Below are 16,587 nucleotides of genomic sequence, written 5' to 3'. Positions count from 1 at the left end.
GCTTTTTTGAAATTATGAATAATTAATCAAAAGTTTCTTGACCTAGTTTTTTCATGCGTGGTTTATAAAACACATGATAGCTAACGCCTAAAACAACTAGCCACAATGGACTCACGTATACCGCTTTTAATGTATCTGGCTCTAGTGCCAAAATCACTAAAGTGAACAAGAAGAATGCAATGACAACATACGCCATCAACATCCCGCCCGGCATTTTAAAGGTCGATTTAGCATGTAACTCTGGACTCAACTTACGATAACGTAAATAGCATGCCATGATCAGAAGCCATACACTAATAAAGAGAATCACACAGAGTGAACTTGCCAAAGTAAATGCTTCCATGGTGTTTGGAACAAAGTACTGAAGCACTGCCCCACCCATAATGAAAATACATGAGAAGATTAAACCGTTTGATGGCACTGCACGTTTTGATAAACGCCCCAATGCACTTGGCGCCTGACCATCTTTCGATAAACCGAACAGCATACGGCTCGTTGAAAACACACCGCTGTTCATTGAAGACATCACTGAAGACAGTACGACCAAGTTCATGATAATTGCAGAAATAGGAATACCTGCATTTAAGAACAACTCAACAAATGGACTTTTATCTGCACGAATGTGATCCCAAGGTGTTACTGACATCACCACAAAGAGTGCCAACACATAGAATAGAATAATACGTACAGGAATCGCGTTAATTGCCTTCGGTAAATTCTTCTCTGGATCTTTCGTTTCAGCGGCTGTTGTACCAATCAGTTCAACGCCAATGAAGGCAAACACAGCAATCTGGAAACCTGCCAAAAATCCGCTTACACCTTTTGGAAATATGCCGCCATGCGACCACACATTACTTACACTCACAACCTCACCATGCGGAGCTTGAAAATGAGTGAGGAGCATGTAACCACCGACTCCAATCAGGCCAATAATGGCCAAAATCTTAATGAGTGCGAACCAGAATTCAACTTCACCAAATAGCTTAACGGTAAGAAGGTTAAGCCCTAAAATGAATAGTACACAGCCTGAACTAATCATGGCTTGTTGCATGGGTGAGAAACTGGCGCCTTCGGGCAGCCAGAAACTTAAATAGTTAATGACCGCAGATAAATCAGCAATACCGACCAGTACCCAGCCTAACCAATAAGTCCAGCCTATATAATAGCCAGCCCATGGTCCGATCAAATCATAAGCCATATCGACAAATGATTTGTAATGTAAGTTGGCAAGCAGTAGTTCACCTAATGCACGCATCAGAAAAAAGAACATGCCACCAATTATCATATAGATAACGAGGATTGAAGGACCTGCGAGGGAGATGGTTTTGCCCGAGCCCATAAATAAGCCGGTTCCAATTGCACCGCCAATTGCAATCATTTGTAGATGGCGATTATTTAATTTCCGTTGTAAATGATCAGGGGAGCTTGCCTCATCAGAATGATGAACCATTGTCATATTAGAAGTCCTTTTTATATTTTGCTTAACTTAAATCAGCAACCTATAGGGAGAAAAACGAACCGTATATCGTGGGTTGCTGAGTCTATACCTCAGGACAAGATGTTCAAGTATATTTTTTCCTTAATTGATAAATCGTTTGTCCTGATTTTTTTAAGTCACATTATTTATGTACTGCCTTCACGGCAATTTTAATTAATCAATCTGGGTTTCCAGATTAGCCGAAGTGTAGCATGTGATCCTGCTATATGTACTTTTCCAATACCCTCCAAACTGCTCTATTGATCCAAAAATAAACAATATTATTCCGATAAAAAATCTAATAAAAATAAAAAAAGCCAATCATGATTGATTGGCTTTTTAATAAAACTTAATGATCGTTGACGAGTTCACGTCCTAGTTTTTTCATACGTGGTTTATACAACACATGATAGGTAACACCTAAAATGACCAGCCATACTGGACTGACGTATAAAGCTTTCAATGTATCTGGCTCTAATGCCAAAATAACTAAAGTGAAAAGCATGAATGCCAAAACAACATAACTCATCCAAACGCCACCTGGCATTTTGAATGTTGATTTTTCATGTAATTCAGGACGTAATTTACGGTAGCGTAAATAGCACACCATGATGAGACTCCAGACACTAATGAATAGAATCACACAGAGTGAACTTGCCAAAGTAAATGCTTCCATCGTGTTTGGAACAAAGTACTGAAGCACCGCTCCGCCCATGATAAAGGTACAAGAGAAAATCAAACCATTTGAAGGAACTGCGCGTTTTGATAAACGACCAAATGCACCAGGTGCCTGACCGTCTTTTGATAAACCAAACAACATACGGCTAGTTGAAAACACGCCGCTGTTCATTGAAGACATCACCGAAGAAAGTACAACTAAGTTCATGATGATGGCTGAAACCGGAATACCCGCATTTAAGAACAACTCAACAAACGGACTTTTGTCTGCACGAATGTGATCCCACGGTGTTACCGACATCACAATAAACAGTGCCAATACATAGAACAAAATAATACGTACCGGAATCGCATTAATCGCTTTCGGTAAGTTCTTCTGCGGGTCTTTGGTTTCAGCAGCTGTTGTACCTACGAGTTCCACCCCGACAAAAGCAAATACAGCAATCTGGAATCCTGCCAAGAAGCCTTCTGTACCTTTCGGGAATAAACCGCCATGCGACCAAACATTACTAATGCTTGCAACAGCGCCTTGTGGAGCTTGGAAATGGCTGAAAATCATATAGCCACCCACTCCGATCAGGCCAATAATCGCCAGAATCTTAATAAGGGCAAACCAGAATTCGATTTCACCAAATAGGCGTACTGTCAGTAGGTTAAGGCCCATCACAAACAACACACAACCTGCACTAATCATGGCTTGCTGTATTGGTGAGAAGCTTGCACCATCGGGTAGCCAGAAACCTAAATAGTTAATGACCGCTGAAAGGTCCGCAATACCCACCAGCACCCAACCTAACCAATAAGTCCAGCCCAAATAATAACCAGCCCAAGGACCAATCAGATCATGAGCCATATCAACAAAAGATTTGTAATGCAGATTTGCAAGGAGCAACTCGCCCATTGCACGCATTAAGAAAAAGAACATTCCTCCAATAATCATATAGATCAAAAGGATTGAAGGACCTGCGAGGGAGATAGTTTTGCCCGAACCCATAAATAGGCCGGTTCCAATTGCACCGCCAATAGCAATCAGTTGTAAATGACGGTTAGACAGTTTTCGTTGCAGATGATCAGGAGAATTTTCCGTATCTGAATGACGAGCCATTGTCATATTAAAATTCCTTTTTGAATTCCTTTGTTAAGATCAGCAACCTATGGCGAAAATCGAACCGTATGCCATAGGCCGCTGAATCTGTTCACCAAAAATGACTGGATAAACCGTATCTATCTTCCTTCTGTTAGATACATCATCATTTTTGGAGTAAAAACGAATTACTTTTGTGCTGCCATCACGGCAATTTCAATTAACCAATCCGGATTGACCAAATCGGCCTGAATTGTGGCACGCGATGGAGCAACACACCCTTTTAACCAGTCAACCCAAATTGCATTTACGGTTGAAAAGTCAGAAAGATTTTTCAAATAGAGCTGTGCAGAGAGCAAGCGAGATTTGTCGGTATTGGCTAATGCCAAAAGTTCATCAATCGTTGCAAGAATTTCACGAGTTTGGCCTACCACGTCTTGCTCGGTATTTTTAGGTACCTGACCTGACAGATAAACTACTTTGTTAAAAACAGTCACGGCGCTCATGACTTCGTTAGTGTTAATCTTTTGTATATCTGAATTAGACATTCGGATTTCCTTATACCTGATTAATAAATTGAACACGGGCGGTGACAGCACACATCAGTTCATAGCCCACCGTACCGGATGAAACTGCGACATCATCAATAGGTAAAACGACGCCTGTACTTGATTGGCCCCAAAGCACGACTTCACTGCCGACTTTGGCACTTTCAATACCTGTTAAATCGACTGCCAACATATCCATGCTGACACGACCAATTGTGCGAGTGCGGACTGAGTCCACTAAAACAGGCGTACCTGTTGGTGAAATACGTTGATAACCATCAGCATAGCCACAAGCGACAATTCCAATCGTCATAGGCTGCTCTGCGACAAAGTTTGAGCCATAACCTACGCTTTCATTCGGCTCTAAATACTGAACGGAAATAATTTCACTGCGTAAGCTCATGGTTGGTTGCAAGCCCCAATCAGCAATACTATGCGTCGGGTAGTCTGGCGAGCTGCCATAGAGCATAATGCCGCTACGGGCATAATCTGATTTGAGCTGGTCTTGATAACGTAGAATTGCCGCACTATTACTTACCGATCTTTCACCCGGTAAATCTTTAATAATTTCTTCAAATGCAGTGATTTGATAATCAATGCCTTGCTGGCCAAAACGCTCGCCATCTGCATCAGAAAAATGCATCATGTGCGTAATCTTGGACACATTTGCCAAGTTATTTAACCGTTCCCAAGCCTGCACATAATGCTGTGGTTTAAAACCAAGACGGTTCATTCCACTATTCATTTTCAAGAAAACATCAAATTGAGCTGGATAAGGATGCTTTTCTACCCACTCAATTTGCGCTTCACTATGAATGGTGAAACTGAGTTGATATTGCACACAATCAAATAAATCTTGAGGAGAGAAAATTCCTTCGAGCAATAAAATTGGACCTGTCCAACCTAAAGCACGAATGCGTTTTGCTTCATCAAGATCAAGTAAGGCAAAGCCATCTGCTGCTTTAAACGCTTCATAAACACGTTCAATTCCGTGTCCATAAGCATTGGCTTTTACAACGGCAAAGACCTTACTGTTTGGCATAGCCTTGCGTACCACCGCCAAGTTGTTTTGTAAGGCTTGACGGTGGATGACTGCGGTAATAGGACGAGGCATGATTACTTTCCTAACGTCCGTTATGCAGCATGCGCGTGTGAATAACGCTGAATTGAAAGGCCATCGGTACTGATATCAGTCTTGTGATTCAATACGATGTCACTGATTAATTTTCCTGAACCACACGCCATCGTCCAGCCTAGAGTACCGTGACCTGTATTCAAGAACAGATTTTTAAAGCGAGTTGCGCCAATAATCGGTGTACTGTCTGGTGTCATTGGACGTAAACCAGTCCAAAAAGACGCCTGTGCCATATCGCCGCCCGGGAACAAGTCCTGAGTCACCATTTGCAATGTTGCACGGCGGTCTTCATTCAGGCCTAAGTTAAAGCCACTTAACTCAGCCATACCACCTACGCGAATACGTTGGTCAAAACGAGTAATCGCAATTTTGTAGGTTTCATCAAGCACTGTAGATTGTGGAGCAAAAGCAGGGTCAACAATTGGAATTGTCAACGAATAACCTTTCACAGGATATACAGGTAACTGTAGATCAAGTGGTTTCAAGAAATCACGTGAATAGCTACCAAATGCTAAGACATAACGATCTGCAGTTAAAACTTTACCATTGACCTGAACGCCCTTAATTTCATCGCCTTCAACAATCAATTTTTCTACATTCTGGTTGAACTGGAAGTTAACACCCAACTCCTTAGCAATTTGAGCTAAAGCATTGGTAAATAAATAACAGTCACCTGTTTCATCATTTGGTAAATGTAAACCACCAACCAGTTTATCTTGTGCATTTGCCAGCGCTGGTTCTACACGACCAAGTTCATTGCCATTTAATAATTCGTAGCTTACGCCGCATTCTTGTAGCACGCTAATGTCACGTTGAACCGCTTCCATTTGTGCTTCTTTACGGAATAACTGCAACGTGCCTTTTGCACGGTTTTCGTAATTAATGCCTGTATCTTTTCTAAGTTCACGTAAGCAGTCACGGCTATATTCAGCCACGCGCATCATACGTTCTTTGTTCACAGCATAACTTTGCGGATTACAGTTTTTTAGCATTTGAGCCATCCACTGTAATTGCCACATGCTGCCATCTAAATTAATCGCAAGCGGTGCATGGTGTTGGAACATCCATTTCACAGCTTTAAAAGGGATTCCTGGTGCTGCCCAAGGAGTAGAATACCCAGGCGAAATTTGACCTGCATTACCAAAGCTTGTTTCTTCAGCAGGACCTGACTGGCGATCGAGAACAGTAACCTCAGCTCCTTGTTGAGCTAGATAATAGGCACTTGCCACTCCAATAACGCCGCTACCTAAAACAATTACGCGCATTTCCATTCCCTCACGCACACCAGTTTATTTAACTAGTATATTTCTGCTTCAATAGTTTATTTCACTGTTTTTCAGGCTATAATCTAGGTAAATTTATGTTTTTCTCGCGAGAATTTAAAAAAAAGAGGAAATATCTATGCGCCCCTTAGATCGTATAGATCGCATGATTCTGGACATTTTGCAGCGTGAAGGACGAATTGCGATTAGTGAATTGGCATCGAGAGTTAACCTGTCGACCACCCCTTGTTCAGAGCGTGTAAAACGCCTAGAACGCGATGGCATTATCATGGGTTATTACGCTCGGCTAAACCCAGCCTTTGTGGACCGTAACCTGCTTGTCTTTTTAGAAATTAAGTTATCTGCCAAATCTGGCGATGTGTTTGATCAGGTGGCTAGAGATTTAGTCGAAATTCCTGAAGTGCTCGAATGTCACCTTATTTCTGGCGAATTTGACTACCTTGTAAAAGCGCGTTTAAAAGAAATGAGTGCATACCGCCGCTTATTAGGAGATCTGCTAAAGAAACTCCCTGCTTCGGCATCGTCACACAGTTATGTGGTTATGGAAGAAGTCAAAGAAACTCTATATCTCGATGTAAGCAAGTAAAGCGAAGCTTCATTGAATTCGCTTTACTCACGTTTTGAAAATTAGAAATATTTTAAAATCGAAATATGTTTGTTTTGATGTTTGAACTTCGAGAACCATTTAACCGCTGGGTAGAGTGCAAAAGACAACACAATCGTGATTAACCATAGCATCCACACATGATTGACCGACAAATAGTTTCCGTAGTTAGCTCCCCACACACTGAGTGCAAACACATACATGAGTTTCAACACATATAAATGCAGTAAGTAAAAGAACATAGGCACCGAGCCAAACACCACCAAGGGTTTTAGGAATGAATATTGCTGCATACGCTCAAAAGCCACCAGCACAATCAAGCCAATTCCAACATTCAGCAAAATAAATAATAAAGACGGTGGATACTTAGTGAGGTTAAAAAAGCTCATAAGGCTAAGTTGTAATGACTCAAAATGTTGCCACGGCTGGTCGCCATAGACATTGATAAAACGCAGTAAAACAAACAATCCAATACTTACTAAACCAAGGCTAAGTAAAGTGCGGCTTCTTTGCTTTGCTGAATATTTTGAACTAAAGAACTGACCTAGCGCATAGCCCAATAAAATCACGCCAATCCAAGGTAAAACAGGATAGCTTGTGCGAAGCTTGATGCCTGCAAACTCAAGCCAACCACGGTCATGTAAAACAAACCATATATTTTGTAAGATGCCTTGAGAGAAATGTACTGAATCTAATAAATTGTGCCCAAAAACAATAACCAAACCTGCACCCGCAAGAACAGGCAAAGGCAAACTTACACAGCAAGCCAAAACCACCATGCTAATGCCGATTGCCCAAATTACCTGTAAATAAATGACTTCGGGTGGAAAAGTCGCTGTCCATGCAAAATTCACAAGGGTAAGCTCTAACACAATTAAAAATAAGCCGCGTTTTAATAGGAAGGCACGTGTTTGCTGTAAATCTTGTTTTTTTGATTGAAATAAAAATGCAGAAATACCGGTTAAAAGTACAAAAACTGGAGCGCAAATATGGGCCAATAATCGACTGCCAAATAAAGCCGGTTCTGTTACTGTTACGTCCATTGGATCGGTAACCTGTTTATGTAAATAGAAAGTTTCTCTTACATGGTCGAGCAACATAATAATGATGACCAGACCGCGTAAAGCATCAATCGACTGTAAACGTTCAATATTTTTTTCTATAGACATAGCGGTAATCAATAAAATAATGTAACGTTATACTATTACATTTAATTCCTTTTGTCTTTTTATGGCTGATTATTTATGCGACACAAATTAGGATTGTTGTCTTCGTTAGGTCTATCATTTATATCGACCCTCACTTGGGGAGAGGAAACATCAACGGTACTTGAGACCATACGCATTCAGGCCGAAAGCACCCGAGAAGATGTGAGCCAAAATAGCTCGGCAACTAAATTTACTCACGATGTTTTAGATGTCCCTTTTAACCGTGCTTATCTTTCTAAACAAATGATGGAACAACAAGACGTTCAACGAATTGATGACGCATTAAGCTTGGTGAGTGGGGTTTTTCATCAAAACAATTATGGGGGCGGCTTTTGGGATAACTACTCTTTCCGAGGTTTTAGTGGCGACCCAAATTTAGGTGCCTCTATGATTCGAAACGGTCTGAGTGTCAACCGAGGAATTAGTGCTCCAAAAGATGTAGTGAATATTGAATCTTTAGAGTTTTTAAAAGGGCCAATGGCGGCTTTATATGGTCGCGGCGAAACAGGTGGCTTGCTTAACCTCAACAGTAAAAAACCACAGTGGGAAAGCGAAAGTGAACTTAACTTACGTGCCAATACCCAAGAACAATACCGAATTAGTCTGGAACATACCGCGCCTATAAATGATGAACTGGCCTATCGTGTAGCAGTATCTCATGAAGATAATCAAAGCTTCCGTGATCATGTCAGCAGTGAACGCTGGTTCTTTTCACCACAGCTCACATGGAAAATTTCAGACCAAACGCAACTCGACTTTGACAGTGAATTTACTGAGCACAAAGGAACCTTTGACCGTGGGGTCAGCACAGTCAATCATGAGTTTGTGATGGACCCGAAAACATTTACAGGTGAACCTGACGATGGCGATTTGAAAATAAAAGATTACTTTTACCAATTACGTCTTAGTCACGAGTTTAACCCTGACTGGAAACTAAACAGTGCAGTCAGCTATAAAGACGCCAGAATGGTCGGCTTTGCAACTGAACCACGACGTATGCAAGCCGATAGTCGTACTTTAGAGCGTCAACGTCGCTATCGTGACTATACAAGTGAAGATGTGCTGGCTCAGACAGAGTTACTTGGCAAGGTTAATACGTCTTGGGGACGTCATGAAATTTTACTTTCAACCGAGCTTGGTCAACTCGACTATAAGCAAAACCAGCTTCGTCGCAATCACAGCACAAGCTCAACAAACACAATTGATATCTACCAACCTGAATACGGCAAATATTTACCTAGCTTAGATCCATTTACCAACACCAAAGAGCGCCAACGCTATTTTGCGCTTAATGTACAAGATCAGATCTTTTTCAATGACCAATGGAGTGTACTATTTGGCAACCGTTTTGATCAGGTCGAACAAGACTTTAAAAACCATATAAAACAAACCGAAAATAATCAGACGCTTCACCAAAATAGTCCGCGTTTTGGAGTAAATTTTAAAGCCTCTGACCAATGGGCGTTTTATACCAATTATGGCCGCTCATTTGCCATGAATAGTGGTATGAACCGAAATAGTCAGACTTTTGCTCCGGAAAAAGGTGAAAGCTATGAAGTCGGTACCAAATATAAAATGAATGACCAAAGTGTGCTGAGTCTCGCTTTGTTTAAAATGAAAAAGCAGAATGTACTGACGACAGATCCTATCAACAAAGACTTCCAAACCGCAGCAGGCGAAGTAAGTAGTAAAGGGATTGAGTTTGACTTAAATAGTCAGATCACTGACCGCTGGTTCATCAATGCCAACTATAGTTATACCGATGCTCAAATTGAAAAAGACCAAGACTTGGCAAAAGGTGCACGTCTGAGCAATGTTCCAAAACACCAAGGTGCTGTAAGTACTAATTATGAGTTTCTACAAGACGGTCCGAGAAAAGCAGGTGTAGGAGCTAACCTCACCTATGTCGGTGAACGCAGCGGGCATAACCTAGACAATGGCTTTAATTTACCAAGTTATACGCTGGTCAATTTAAATGGTTACTATGCTCCATCAGACCGCTTACGTTATCAGCTGAATGTGAACAACCTGTTTGACAAAACTTACTATGTGTCAAGCTATAGCGATTTATGGGTTCAACCAGGTGAACCACTAAATGCTTCAATCTCAGCACAATGGAAGTTTTAATTGATACATAAATAAAAAAGCCCGAATTATTTCGGGCTTTTTTATTAGAACATACCATTTTCATTGACGAGCGGGTCGGGCTGTACTTGCCCAATATCCCAAAACTCAGCAATTTTGCCCTTTTCAAAACGACAAATATGAACCACAGCCAAGGTGGTTAAGCCGTTCATTTGCATTTCAAGTTTTGAATGCACAGCAACCAAATCACCTTCTTCAATGACATGTTGAACATCAAAGACTTTGTTGGGAGTTTCAATTGCACTTTCACGCATCCCTTCCTTCAAAGAAGTCGCATCACCCGCATAATAAGGGTTGTGATGCTTGAAGTTCGGCGCAGTATAATTGCTGTAAGCTTCATCAACTTCACCAGCTGCGGCAAGTTCTAAAAACCGTACTGCAATTTGTTTTTGAGATAAATTCATGATTATCTCCTACTCTTTATTTTAGACCTTACTGCAACAGGTCATCTTCTTCGTCTTCCTCAAAGACATAGGCCATACAGCCCCATCCATCATATTCGCCCTGAAATTTCTCAGCGATGCTGGCAAACCATTGTTCCAAGTCAACAATGTCTGAATACTCAGGTTCCATGTTAACGAAGATGGTAATCACCCACTCATTTGGCTCAACAGAGTCATCTTGAAAAAGTGAAACTTTTTGTTCTTGGTAAAGCAAATAGAGTGCACATTGCTCTGCATTTTTCTGATCATGAAAAGCAATAGAAAATTCAATTTCATGCAGCTCGGTTAAATCATCCCCGTCTTCAGCCATTTGCCAAAGTACATTGCCGTTATCGTCATCTGGAAATTGTTCGTAGTCACGAGTCATAAAATGATCCTTGTTGTTGTCGCAGTATTAATATTATTCGACCTCAAGAATACCCGACTTCTATTGCAGTTTGGGTATATATTCAGTTCCGAATTGCACCAAATTGAATTTTTAATTGTATATAAATTTTAAAAAGGCACTTGCGACTCAATCACCACATCCGTTCCATTTATTGGATGCTGAAAAGCCAAATATGCGGCATGTAAGGCCATGCGGTTTAAGTGAAAACGTTTAGGCTCAGGGTGATATAACTTGTCCCCCATAATCGGATGTCCTATATGCATCATGTGCACACGTAACTGATGCGAGCGTCCTGTTACGGGTTCAAGTAATACTCGACTTTGATCTGTTGTTTCATCATAAACCAACGGTTGAAACAAGGTTTTAGCATTTTTGCCTAGTTCAAAATGTACAATTTGTCTTGGGCGATTTTCCCAATCGGTAATGAGTGGAACTTCAACGCTGCCCTCTTGTGCGACTTGGCCTTGTACCAACGCAATATAATGTTTTTTGACAGTTCTGGCCTGAAACATTTTACTTACAGCAACTTCTGCATCACGATGCTTGGCAAACATAAGTAAGCCCGACGTCGCCATATCTAAACGATGCGTCACTTTAGCCAAAGGGAACTTTTCTAGCACCCGTAAATAAGCGCTGTCATGATGCTCAGGTAACCGTCCCATTACCGACAACAAACCCGCAGGTTTATCAACCACAACCAAATCATCGTCTTCAAATAAAATTGAAAGCGGATCTTGTGGCGGAGCGTAAACAAAGTTGTCGTTTAAAGGCATGGTCGTAGAAACAGCAATGGAGCATGGCGGCAAATCATAAAGAAATTTCAGACCTACCGCAAAATAATCTATAACGCTCTACTCATGTTCCACGTGAAACTCAGAAAATCTTTATCGTTTTTTATTCATTTCAGCCAAAAGATCGAGCTGAATTTCTTGAATATGCGCAAGTCTTTCCCACTGATGCGATAAAAGGTGATCCATTTTTTCATGCAAATGGCGAATCTCAAGTTCGGCTTTTAAATTAATTTGATAATCATGTTGAGAACGTAAACGGTCTTTTGCTTCTTGGCGATTTTGGCTCATCATAATAATAGGTGCTTGAATTGCAGCTAAACATGACAATACTAAATTCAGCAAAATAAAGGGATAAGGGTCGACGGGACGGACTACCATTACGACCGTGTTTAGAATAATCCAACCTGTCAAAAATAGAGCAAAGCAAATGAGAAAAGCCCAGCTACCACCAAATGTTGCGATTTTATCTGCCAGTTTTTCCCCAAACGTCCATTTTTGATCAAAGTCGGATTCGGTATTTCGGCTAATTAGCTCATGGCGTTGCATACTGCCAATCACTTCATTTTCTAAATTAGAGAGTTCACCCTTTTCGGAACGTAAAATTGATTGAACGTACTTAATTCGATAATCTGCCAGATCGGCTCCACAAAAAAAACTTGAGTAATTCCAATCTGGATAGTCTTTTAAAATTTCATCACTAATCACTTTACGAATGACTTCACCAGACACTAGATCTTTTAAAGGAAAATTTTTCCCACAAACGGCGCACTGCCGACACTGATTTTTATTCTCCATATTATTCAGCTCTTTATTATGATATTAAGATTATTATATAAACAATTTTGGCTGATCACATCGTAAATAAAAATAGTAATCTAACCTAAAATCTGTAAAGTCGCTGGTACGATTTTTCGATGGGCAGGAATTACAGGTAGCATATACAATCGCCCAAGCCAATTTTTAATATGCACTATTGTAGTTACGGTAAGCACTTGGGTATCTTCATTTTTATAAATAGATAAAGTCACATTTAAGTGCTTGTCATCGTCTCCAATCACTAATTCATTTTCGGTACGCTGCAAAAAAGTAAAAATTCCAATTCGGTCGCCTGCCACATACTCATTTTCTTTTTTATGAGTATCAATCTGCTTAAAACTTCCTAAATCTTTAAGCCCAATCTTTGAAGTAATTTTATTACGCATATTCATGCTCCACTCTATCCACTGCGGAGTGTGCTGAAATAGCTTAATAAGTTGCTGAAATACATTTAGGTCGGGCTGACCAAGCACAATACTCCACGAATCGTGGAAGTAAGCATTATTCAGTTGAGATGAGATTTGACTGTCGGTAGGTAAAGCAGAAAGATAAGGCTTATTCATAAATTACATTCTTGTAAAGTATCGTTTTTATTATAGAGAATTTTTTAGGGTGTCAAGGGAAAACATCTATGGTTTACTTCAACAATCATAACTTTGTAAGTTATAACCTTGTGCCTATAAACTTTTGATCTATAGCGTCCTAAGCCGAATCGAGACCTTTTGGGTGAGTACACACTAACGTTATACGTTTTGGTGCATGCTACTCTTTTCGATCCCTATCACACCCTTGAGATATAGTTTAGCCAGCACCCTGCGGGATTGTTTTTCTAAGAAAAGCTAATTTTTACTATTTTTGGGAATTTTTACGCCATTAGACAAATTTAAAAGAATTTATTCCCATTTAACCATAATTAGTTATATTTAAATTCCACTTTATTTGTGTTTTTCGGTTTATTTTACCAAATCATCCATTGTTTTGACCAATAGGACATCAGGCTATAAAAAGTAAATTACCCTTCATTTTTTAGTCATGAAGGGCAAAAGCCTTTTATGAAGAGATAAAACCATGTTTACGGGCTTGGTAAACGGTACATAATGCGATCAAGGCAAAAGCCAGCATAAACCATGGAAAAGAAGCTGCCCCAAAACTTTCAAGCAGTCCCCCGCCAATCATTCCACCGAATGCAATAGCAAGGTTAAATACAGTGACCAACATAGACTGTGCTACATCTGCTTCGTGTCCCGCAGTATTTGCCAGAGCTGTTTGTAATAAGGTCGGAGCTCCACCAAAAGTGACTCCCCATAACACTACACTCGTGAGCACGACAAAATTTGAAGAACTATAAACACCTAACAGCGCTGTTGCGATTGCAAAGATAAATAAGCTCAAAAGTGTTATTTTTCTTAATGAATGATCGATAAACACCCCTGTAATGAGAATGCCTACAATTGAAGAAATGCCGAATATAAACAGGATAGTCTCAACGTTGTATGTCTGCCCTGTCGAGACCAAAAATGGTGAAATATAAGTATAGAGAATGCTATGTGCCAATATCCAAAGAAAGACGACTGCTAAAATAGCTCTAATGCCCGGCATTAAAAGAACTTTTAAAATGGGTAACCTTTTTTGCGCTGACTGTCCTGCAAAATCAGGAATGCTAAAACGAATCCAGACAAATAAAATCAATGCCAATAAAGACATGATCCAAAATACGCCGCGCCATTCAAACAATGTTCCCAACCACGCACCCAAAGGAACTCCTATTGATAAAGCTATCGGTTGCCCAACCCCAGCGATTGCTAAAGCTCGTCCTTGATACGATGCAGAGACCATGCGTCTTACATAACCCGCTAAAAGCCCCCAAATAACACCCGCTGCCATCCCTGCAATAAAACGAGCACTTAAAGTCAGAGTATAGTCATTTGATAAGGCAGTAATCGCGTTAAATAAAAGTAACCCTGCAATAGCACTGAGTAATAAGGGTCTCCGATTCCAACTACGGGTAAGGCTAATCAGCGGTATTGCTGCTAAAACAGAACCTAAGGCATACACTGCTATAAGCTGTCCTGCATAAGCTTCTGAAATATGTAAGCCTTGACTGATTTGGGGCAAAAGCCCTGCTGGCATGGTTTCTGTCATAATGGTCAGAAAGCCTGCAACTGTAAAAGCCAACAGTTTCCAAATTGGTAATTGAGTAGAGAATTCATTAGTTAGCTGATGAGATGTTCCATCATTCTTTATATTCATAAAGCTTTACTCTCAAATTCTTTTACAGCGTACTTACTCTGCTCTGCATCGTTATATGCTTGTTTTATCAGATCAGGATGGGAAGACATTTGTTCTCCATGGAAACTAAAGTCATTATTTTGGAATGATCATTCCAATTTAAGTTAAATAAAAACCTTAACTATTCAGCTCAACAATAGTTAAGGTTTAAATGAGTTTTATAAAATGTTTAAAGCAACCTCGACCACATCCATTAAACATTGCTTTCTTTGTTCAAGTGGGCTGCCTTTCCCTAAAACACGTAATCCTTGAATCGTATTTACAAAAAAACTCGCTAACGCACGCGGGTTTTGAGTAGAAGCAATTTCACCAGATTGTTGAGCTTTAATTAATAAACTCTCTAAAGCATGTTGTAGTTTCTGTAGGTTGCTCACAACAAATTGAGCGACATCTTCATCATGGCCAGCCAGTTCCAAACAAGCATTTGCGACAAGACATCCTTTGTGTTCTGGATCACTTAGCTCATCTTTAACCACATTTATCAGTAATTGCCGAATAAGGGCTTTGGGCGAACCTGAACCAGATAACAGCTTCACATTATTAAGTGTAGTTAAAAGTTCATAGCGCTGTAACGCTGTTTGATAAAGACCCTGTTTGTTTTGAAAGGTACTGTAAAGACTACTTCTTGATAGTCCCGTACCGTCAACCAAATCTTGCACTGAAGTTGCAGCATAACCACGACGCCAAAAAACTTGCATTGCAGCATCAGCAATTTCATCAGTTTCAAATTCTTTTGTACGCATACATACACTTAACAGGAACGATCGTTCCAATTAATTTATGACAGGAAGATAGAGAAGTCAAACTAATAATTCTTTCAATAGCGCATGTTTAGCCGAATAACTCATGTAAAGCTGACTCCCTAATCCCCACTTTTAAGCATTTTTATTCTTTGGGCACTATTCTTAGAGATAACTTTTGCGCTTGAATACATTATAAAAACATATTATAAACTATTTCTAACCAAATGATTGGTTTTTTGGAACTTTATAATGAACAACAATATTATAATTTTTGGTTATGGAACAGGTATTTCCAAAGCCGTAGCACATAAATTTGGTAAAGAAGGCTATAAAATCGGTTTAGTGGCACGTAATGCTGAAAAACTCGAAAAAGCCATTTTAGAACTTAAAACACAAGGTATTGAAGCTTACGCTTTTGCATGTGATTTAGCGGTTCTTGAAGATATACCAAATCTTATTAATCGTATTAAAGACCGATTAGGAGAGATTAAAAATATTCATTGGAATGCTTTCCATGATATTGAAGGTAATATCCTAAAAACCCCTCCACTAGAGCTCACCAAAAGCTTTCATATTCGTGTTTCGAGCTATATTGCGACGGTACAAGCTTGCTTAGGCGATTTAGAGAAGAACCACGGTAGCATTTTATCGACAAACGGAATTTTTGCTTTCGATGCAGTGGGTATCGACTTGGTTGCTAAAGAGTACTCATCCTTAGCAACCACCGCTGCCGCTCAATACAAAACCACCAATTTACTTGCTCATAGTCTTGCTGACTCAAATGTTTACGTGAGCCAAGTGATTGTGAATGGTTTCGTTGATGGGACATCTGGAGCACAAGATAAGACCTACACGGTACATCCAGAAACTATTGCAGAGCAGTTCTGGTACTTACACCAGCATAAACAAGAAACTGTCTCCTTTTGTGGTGAAGCTATTCAAGCTGCTTAAACTA

At 40.1% G+C, this 16,587-nt stretch carries 16 protein-coding genes; 3 read left to right on the top strand and 13 right to left on the bottom strand.

All coding sequences use genetic code 11. The annotated features are described in order from the left end of the window. Nucleotides 1–22 precede the first annotated feature (22 nt). From J663_RS16210 to J663_RS16190, 5 genes are all read right to left on the bottom strand, one after another. Entirely contained in the window at nt 23–1,456 is a 1,434-nt protein-coding gene (locus J663_RS16210) for an amino acid permease (protein ID WP_033850958.1), read from the bottom strand. A 370-nt stretch (nt 1,457–1,826) separates the two neighbouring features. Then, nucleotides 1,827–3,266, bottom strand: coding sequence for an amino acid permease (locus J663_RS16205; protein ID WP_033850957.1), 1,440 nt, complete (start codon nt 3,264–3,266; stop codon nt 1,827–1,829). 161 nt (nt 3,267–3,427) lie between these two features. Further along, nucleotides 3,428–3,787, bottom strand: coding sequence for a RidA family protein (locus J663_RS16200; protein WP_033850956.1), 360 nt, complete (start codon nt 3,785–3,787; stop codon nt 3,428–3,430). 10 nt (nt 3,788–3,797) lie between these two features. Continuing rightward, the gene (gene alr, locus J663_RS16195; protein WP_033850955.1) at nt 3,798–4,901 is read right to left on the bottom strand and encodes an alanine racemase; all 1,104 of its coding nucleotides are present in this window, start codon (nt 4,899–4,901) and stop codon (nt 3,798–3,800) included. A 20-nt stretch (nt 4,902–4,921) separates the two neighbouring features. Next, nucleotides 4,922–6,187, bottom strand: coding sequence for a D-amino acid dehydrogenase (locus tag J663_RS16190; RefSeq protein ID WP_002118025.1), 1,266 nt, complete (start codon nt 6,185–6,187; stop codon nt 4,922–4,924). Nucleotides 6,188–6,323: 136 nt separating this feature from the next. Here J663_RS16190 and J663_RS16185 point away from each other — a divergent pair, with 136 nt between their 5' ends. Further along, nucleotides 6,324–6,791, top strand: a complete 468-nt coding sequence (locus J663_RS16185) for an Lrp/AsnC ligand binding domain-containing protein (protein ID WP_005804788.1) — start codon at nt 6,324–6,326, stop codon at nt 6,789–6,791. A gap of 41 nt (nt 6,792–6,832) precedes the next feature. Here J663_RS16185 and J663_RS16180 read toward each other — a convergent pair whose 3' ends face one another. Then, on the bottom strand, nt 6,833–7,978 hold the full coding sequence (locus J663_RS16180; protein ID WP_033850944.1) for a DUF1624 domain-containing protein: 1,146 nt from the start codon (nt 7,976–7,978) through the stop codon (nt 6,833–6,835). 75 nt (nt 7,979–8,053) lie between these two features. On the opposite strand from J663_RS16180, the gene J663_RS16175 reads away from it, so the two are divergent. Continuing rightward, nucleotides 8,054–10,144, top strand: coding sequence for a TonB-dependent receptor (locus J663_RS16175; protein WP_033850942.1), 2,091 nt, complete (start codon nt 8,054–8,056; stop codon nt 10,142–10,144). Between the two features lie 44 nt (nt 10,145–10,188). Here the strand turns inward: J663_RS16175 and J663_RS16170 are convergent, their stop codons facing one another. The 7 genes from J663_RS16170 to J663_RS16140 form a co-directional block, all read right to left on the bottom strand. Then, nucleotides 10,189–10,566 carry a nuclear transport factor 2 family protein gene (locus J663_RS16170; protein ID WP_017387409.1) on the bottom strand — a complete coding sequence of 126 codons (378 nt, stop codon included), beginning with the start codon at nt 10,564–10,566 and terminating at the stop codon, nt 10,189–10,191. A gap of 28 nt (nt 10,567–10,594) precedes the next feature. Continuing rightward, nucleotides 10,595–10,972, bottom strand: a complete 378-nt coding sequence (locus J663_RS16165) for a ribonuclease E inhibitor RraB (protein ID WP_005079563.1) — start codon at nt 10,970–10,972, stop codon at nt 10,595–10,597. 128 nt (nt 10,973–11,100) lie between these two features. Beyond that, nucleotides 11,101–11,766, bottom strand: a complete 666-nt coding sequence (locus J663_RS16160) for an RluA family pseudouridine synthase (protein WP_033850941.1) — start codon at nt 11,764–11,766, stop codon at nt 11,101–11,103. A 111-nt stretch (nt 11,767–11,877) separates the two neighbouring features. Beyond that, nucleotides 11,878–12,579 (bottom strand): DUF1003 domain-containing protein, encoded by a 702-nt coding sequence (locus tag J663_RS16155; RefSeq protein ID WP_033850940.1) that lies wholly within the window; start codon nt 12,577–12,579, stop codon nt 11,878–11,880. 80 nt (nt 12,580–12,659) lie between these two features. Next, the gene (locus tag J663_RS16150) at nt 12,660–13,163 is read right to left on the bottom strand and encodes a DUF2867 domain-containing protein (RefSeq protein ID WP_033850938.1); all 504 of its coding nucleotides are present in this window, start codon (nt 13,161–13,163) and stop codon (nt 12,660–12,662) included. 487 nt (nt 13,164–13,650) lie between these two features. Continuing rightward, complete coding sequence (locus tag J663_RS16145; RefSeq protein ID WP_033850937.1) at nt 13,651–14,850, bottom strand: MFS transporter; 1,200 nt, start codon at nt 14,848–14,850, stop codon at nt 13,651–13,653. Nucleotides 14,851–15,047: 197 nt separating this feature from the next. After that, nucleotides 15,048–15,632: a TetR/AcrR family transcriptional regulator gene (locus tag J663_RS16140; RefSeq protein ID WP_033850936.1), complete on the bottom strand. Its 585-nt coding sequence runs from the start codon at nt 15,630–15,632 to the stop codon at nt 15,048–15,050. A 249-nt stretch (nt 15,633–15,881) separates the two neighbouring features. Between J663_RS16140 and J663_RS16135 the strand changes: the two genes are divergently transcribed. Further along, nucleotides 15,882–16,583: an SDR family NAD(P)-dependent oxidoreductase gene (locus J663_RS16135; RefSeq protein ID WP_033850933.1), complete on the top strand. Its 702-nt coding sequence runs from the start codon at nt 15,882–15,884 to the stop codon at nt 16,581–16,583. Nucleotides 16,584–16,587: the final 4 nt, after the last annotated feature.

This window comes from Acinetobacter sp. 826659 (genome assembly GCF_000588515.1).
Classification (GTDB): Bacteria; Pseudomonadota; Gammaproteobacteria; order Pseudomonadales; family Moraxellaceae; genus Acinetobacter; species Acinetobacter pittii.
This window is presented reverse-complemented; position numbering and strand designations above follow the sequence as displayed.

Bases quoted from the DNA above. Each gene is read 5' to 3' on its own strand.
- J663_RS16145 (WP_033850937.1), bottom strand. From the start codon at position 14,850: ATGAATATAAAGAATGATGGAACATCTCATCAGCTAACTAATGAATTC.
- J663_RS16190 (WP_002118025.1), bottom strand. From the start codon at position 6,187: ATGCGCGTAATTGTTTTAGGTAGCGGCGTTATTGGAGTGGCAAGTGCC.
- J663_RS16135 (WP_033850933.1), top strand. From the start codon at position 15,882: ATGAACAACAATATTATAATTTTTGGTTATGGAACAGGTATTTCCAAA.
- J663_RS16200 (WP_033850956.1), bottom strand. From the start codon at position 3,787: ATGTCTAATTCAGATATACAAAAGATTAACACTAACGAAGTCATGAGC.
- J663_RS16170 (WP_017387409.1), bottom strand. From the start codon at position 10,566: ATGAATTTATCTCAAAAACAAATTGCAGTACGGTTTTTAGAACTTGCC.
- J663_RS16165 (WP_005079563.1), bottom strand. From the start codon at position 10,972: ATGACTCGTGACTACGAACAATTTCCAGATGACGATAACGGCAATGTA.
- J663_RS16210 (WP_033850958.1), bottom strand. From the start codon at position 1,456: ATGACAATGGTTCATCATTCTGATGAGGCAAGCTCCCCTGATCATTTA.
- J663_RS16175 (WP_033850942.1), top strand. From the start codon at position 8,054: ATGCGACACAAATTAGGATTGTTGTCTTCGTTAGGTCTATCATTTATA.
- J663_RS16205 (WP_033850957.1), bottom strand. From the start codon at position 3,266: ATGACAATGGCTCGTCATTCAGATACGGAAAATTCTCCTGATCATCTG.
- J663_RS16185 (WP_005804788.1), top strand. From the start codon at position 6,324: ATGCGCCCCTTAGATCGTATAGATCGCATGATTCTGGACATTTTGCAG.
- J663_RS16140 (WP_033850936.1), bottom strand. From the start codon at position 15,632: ATGCGTACAAAAGAATTTGAAACTGATGAAATTGCTGATGCTGCAATG.
- J663_RS16180 (WP_033850944.1), bottom strand. From the start codon at position 7,978: ATGTCTATAGAAAAAAATATTGAACGTTTACAGTCGATTGATGCTTTA.
- J663_RS16160 (WP_033850941.1), bottom strand. From the start codon at position 11,766: ATGCCTTTAAACGACAACTTTGTTTACGCTCCGCCACAAGATCCGCTT.
- J663_RS16155 (WP_033850940.1), bottom strand. From the start codon at position 12,579: ATGGAGAATAAAAATCAGTGTCGGCAGTGCGCCGTTTGTGGGAAAAAT.
- alr (WP_033850955.1), bottom strand. From the start codon at position 4,901: ATGCCTCGTCCTATTACCGCAGTCATCCACCGTCAAGCCTTACAAAAC.
- J663_RS16150 (WP_033850938.1), bottom strand. From the start codon at position 13,163: ATGAATAAGCCTTATCTTTCTGCTTTACCTACCGACAGTCAAATCTCA.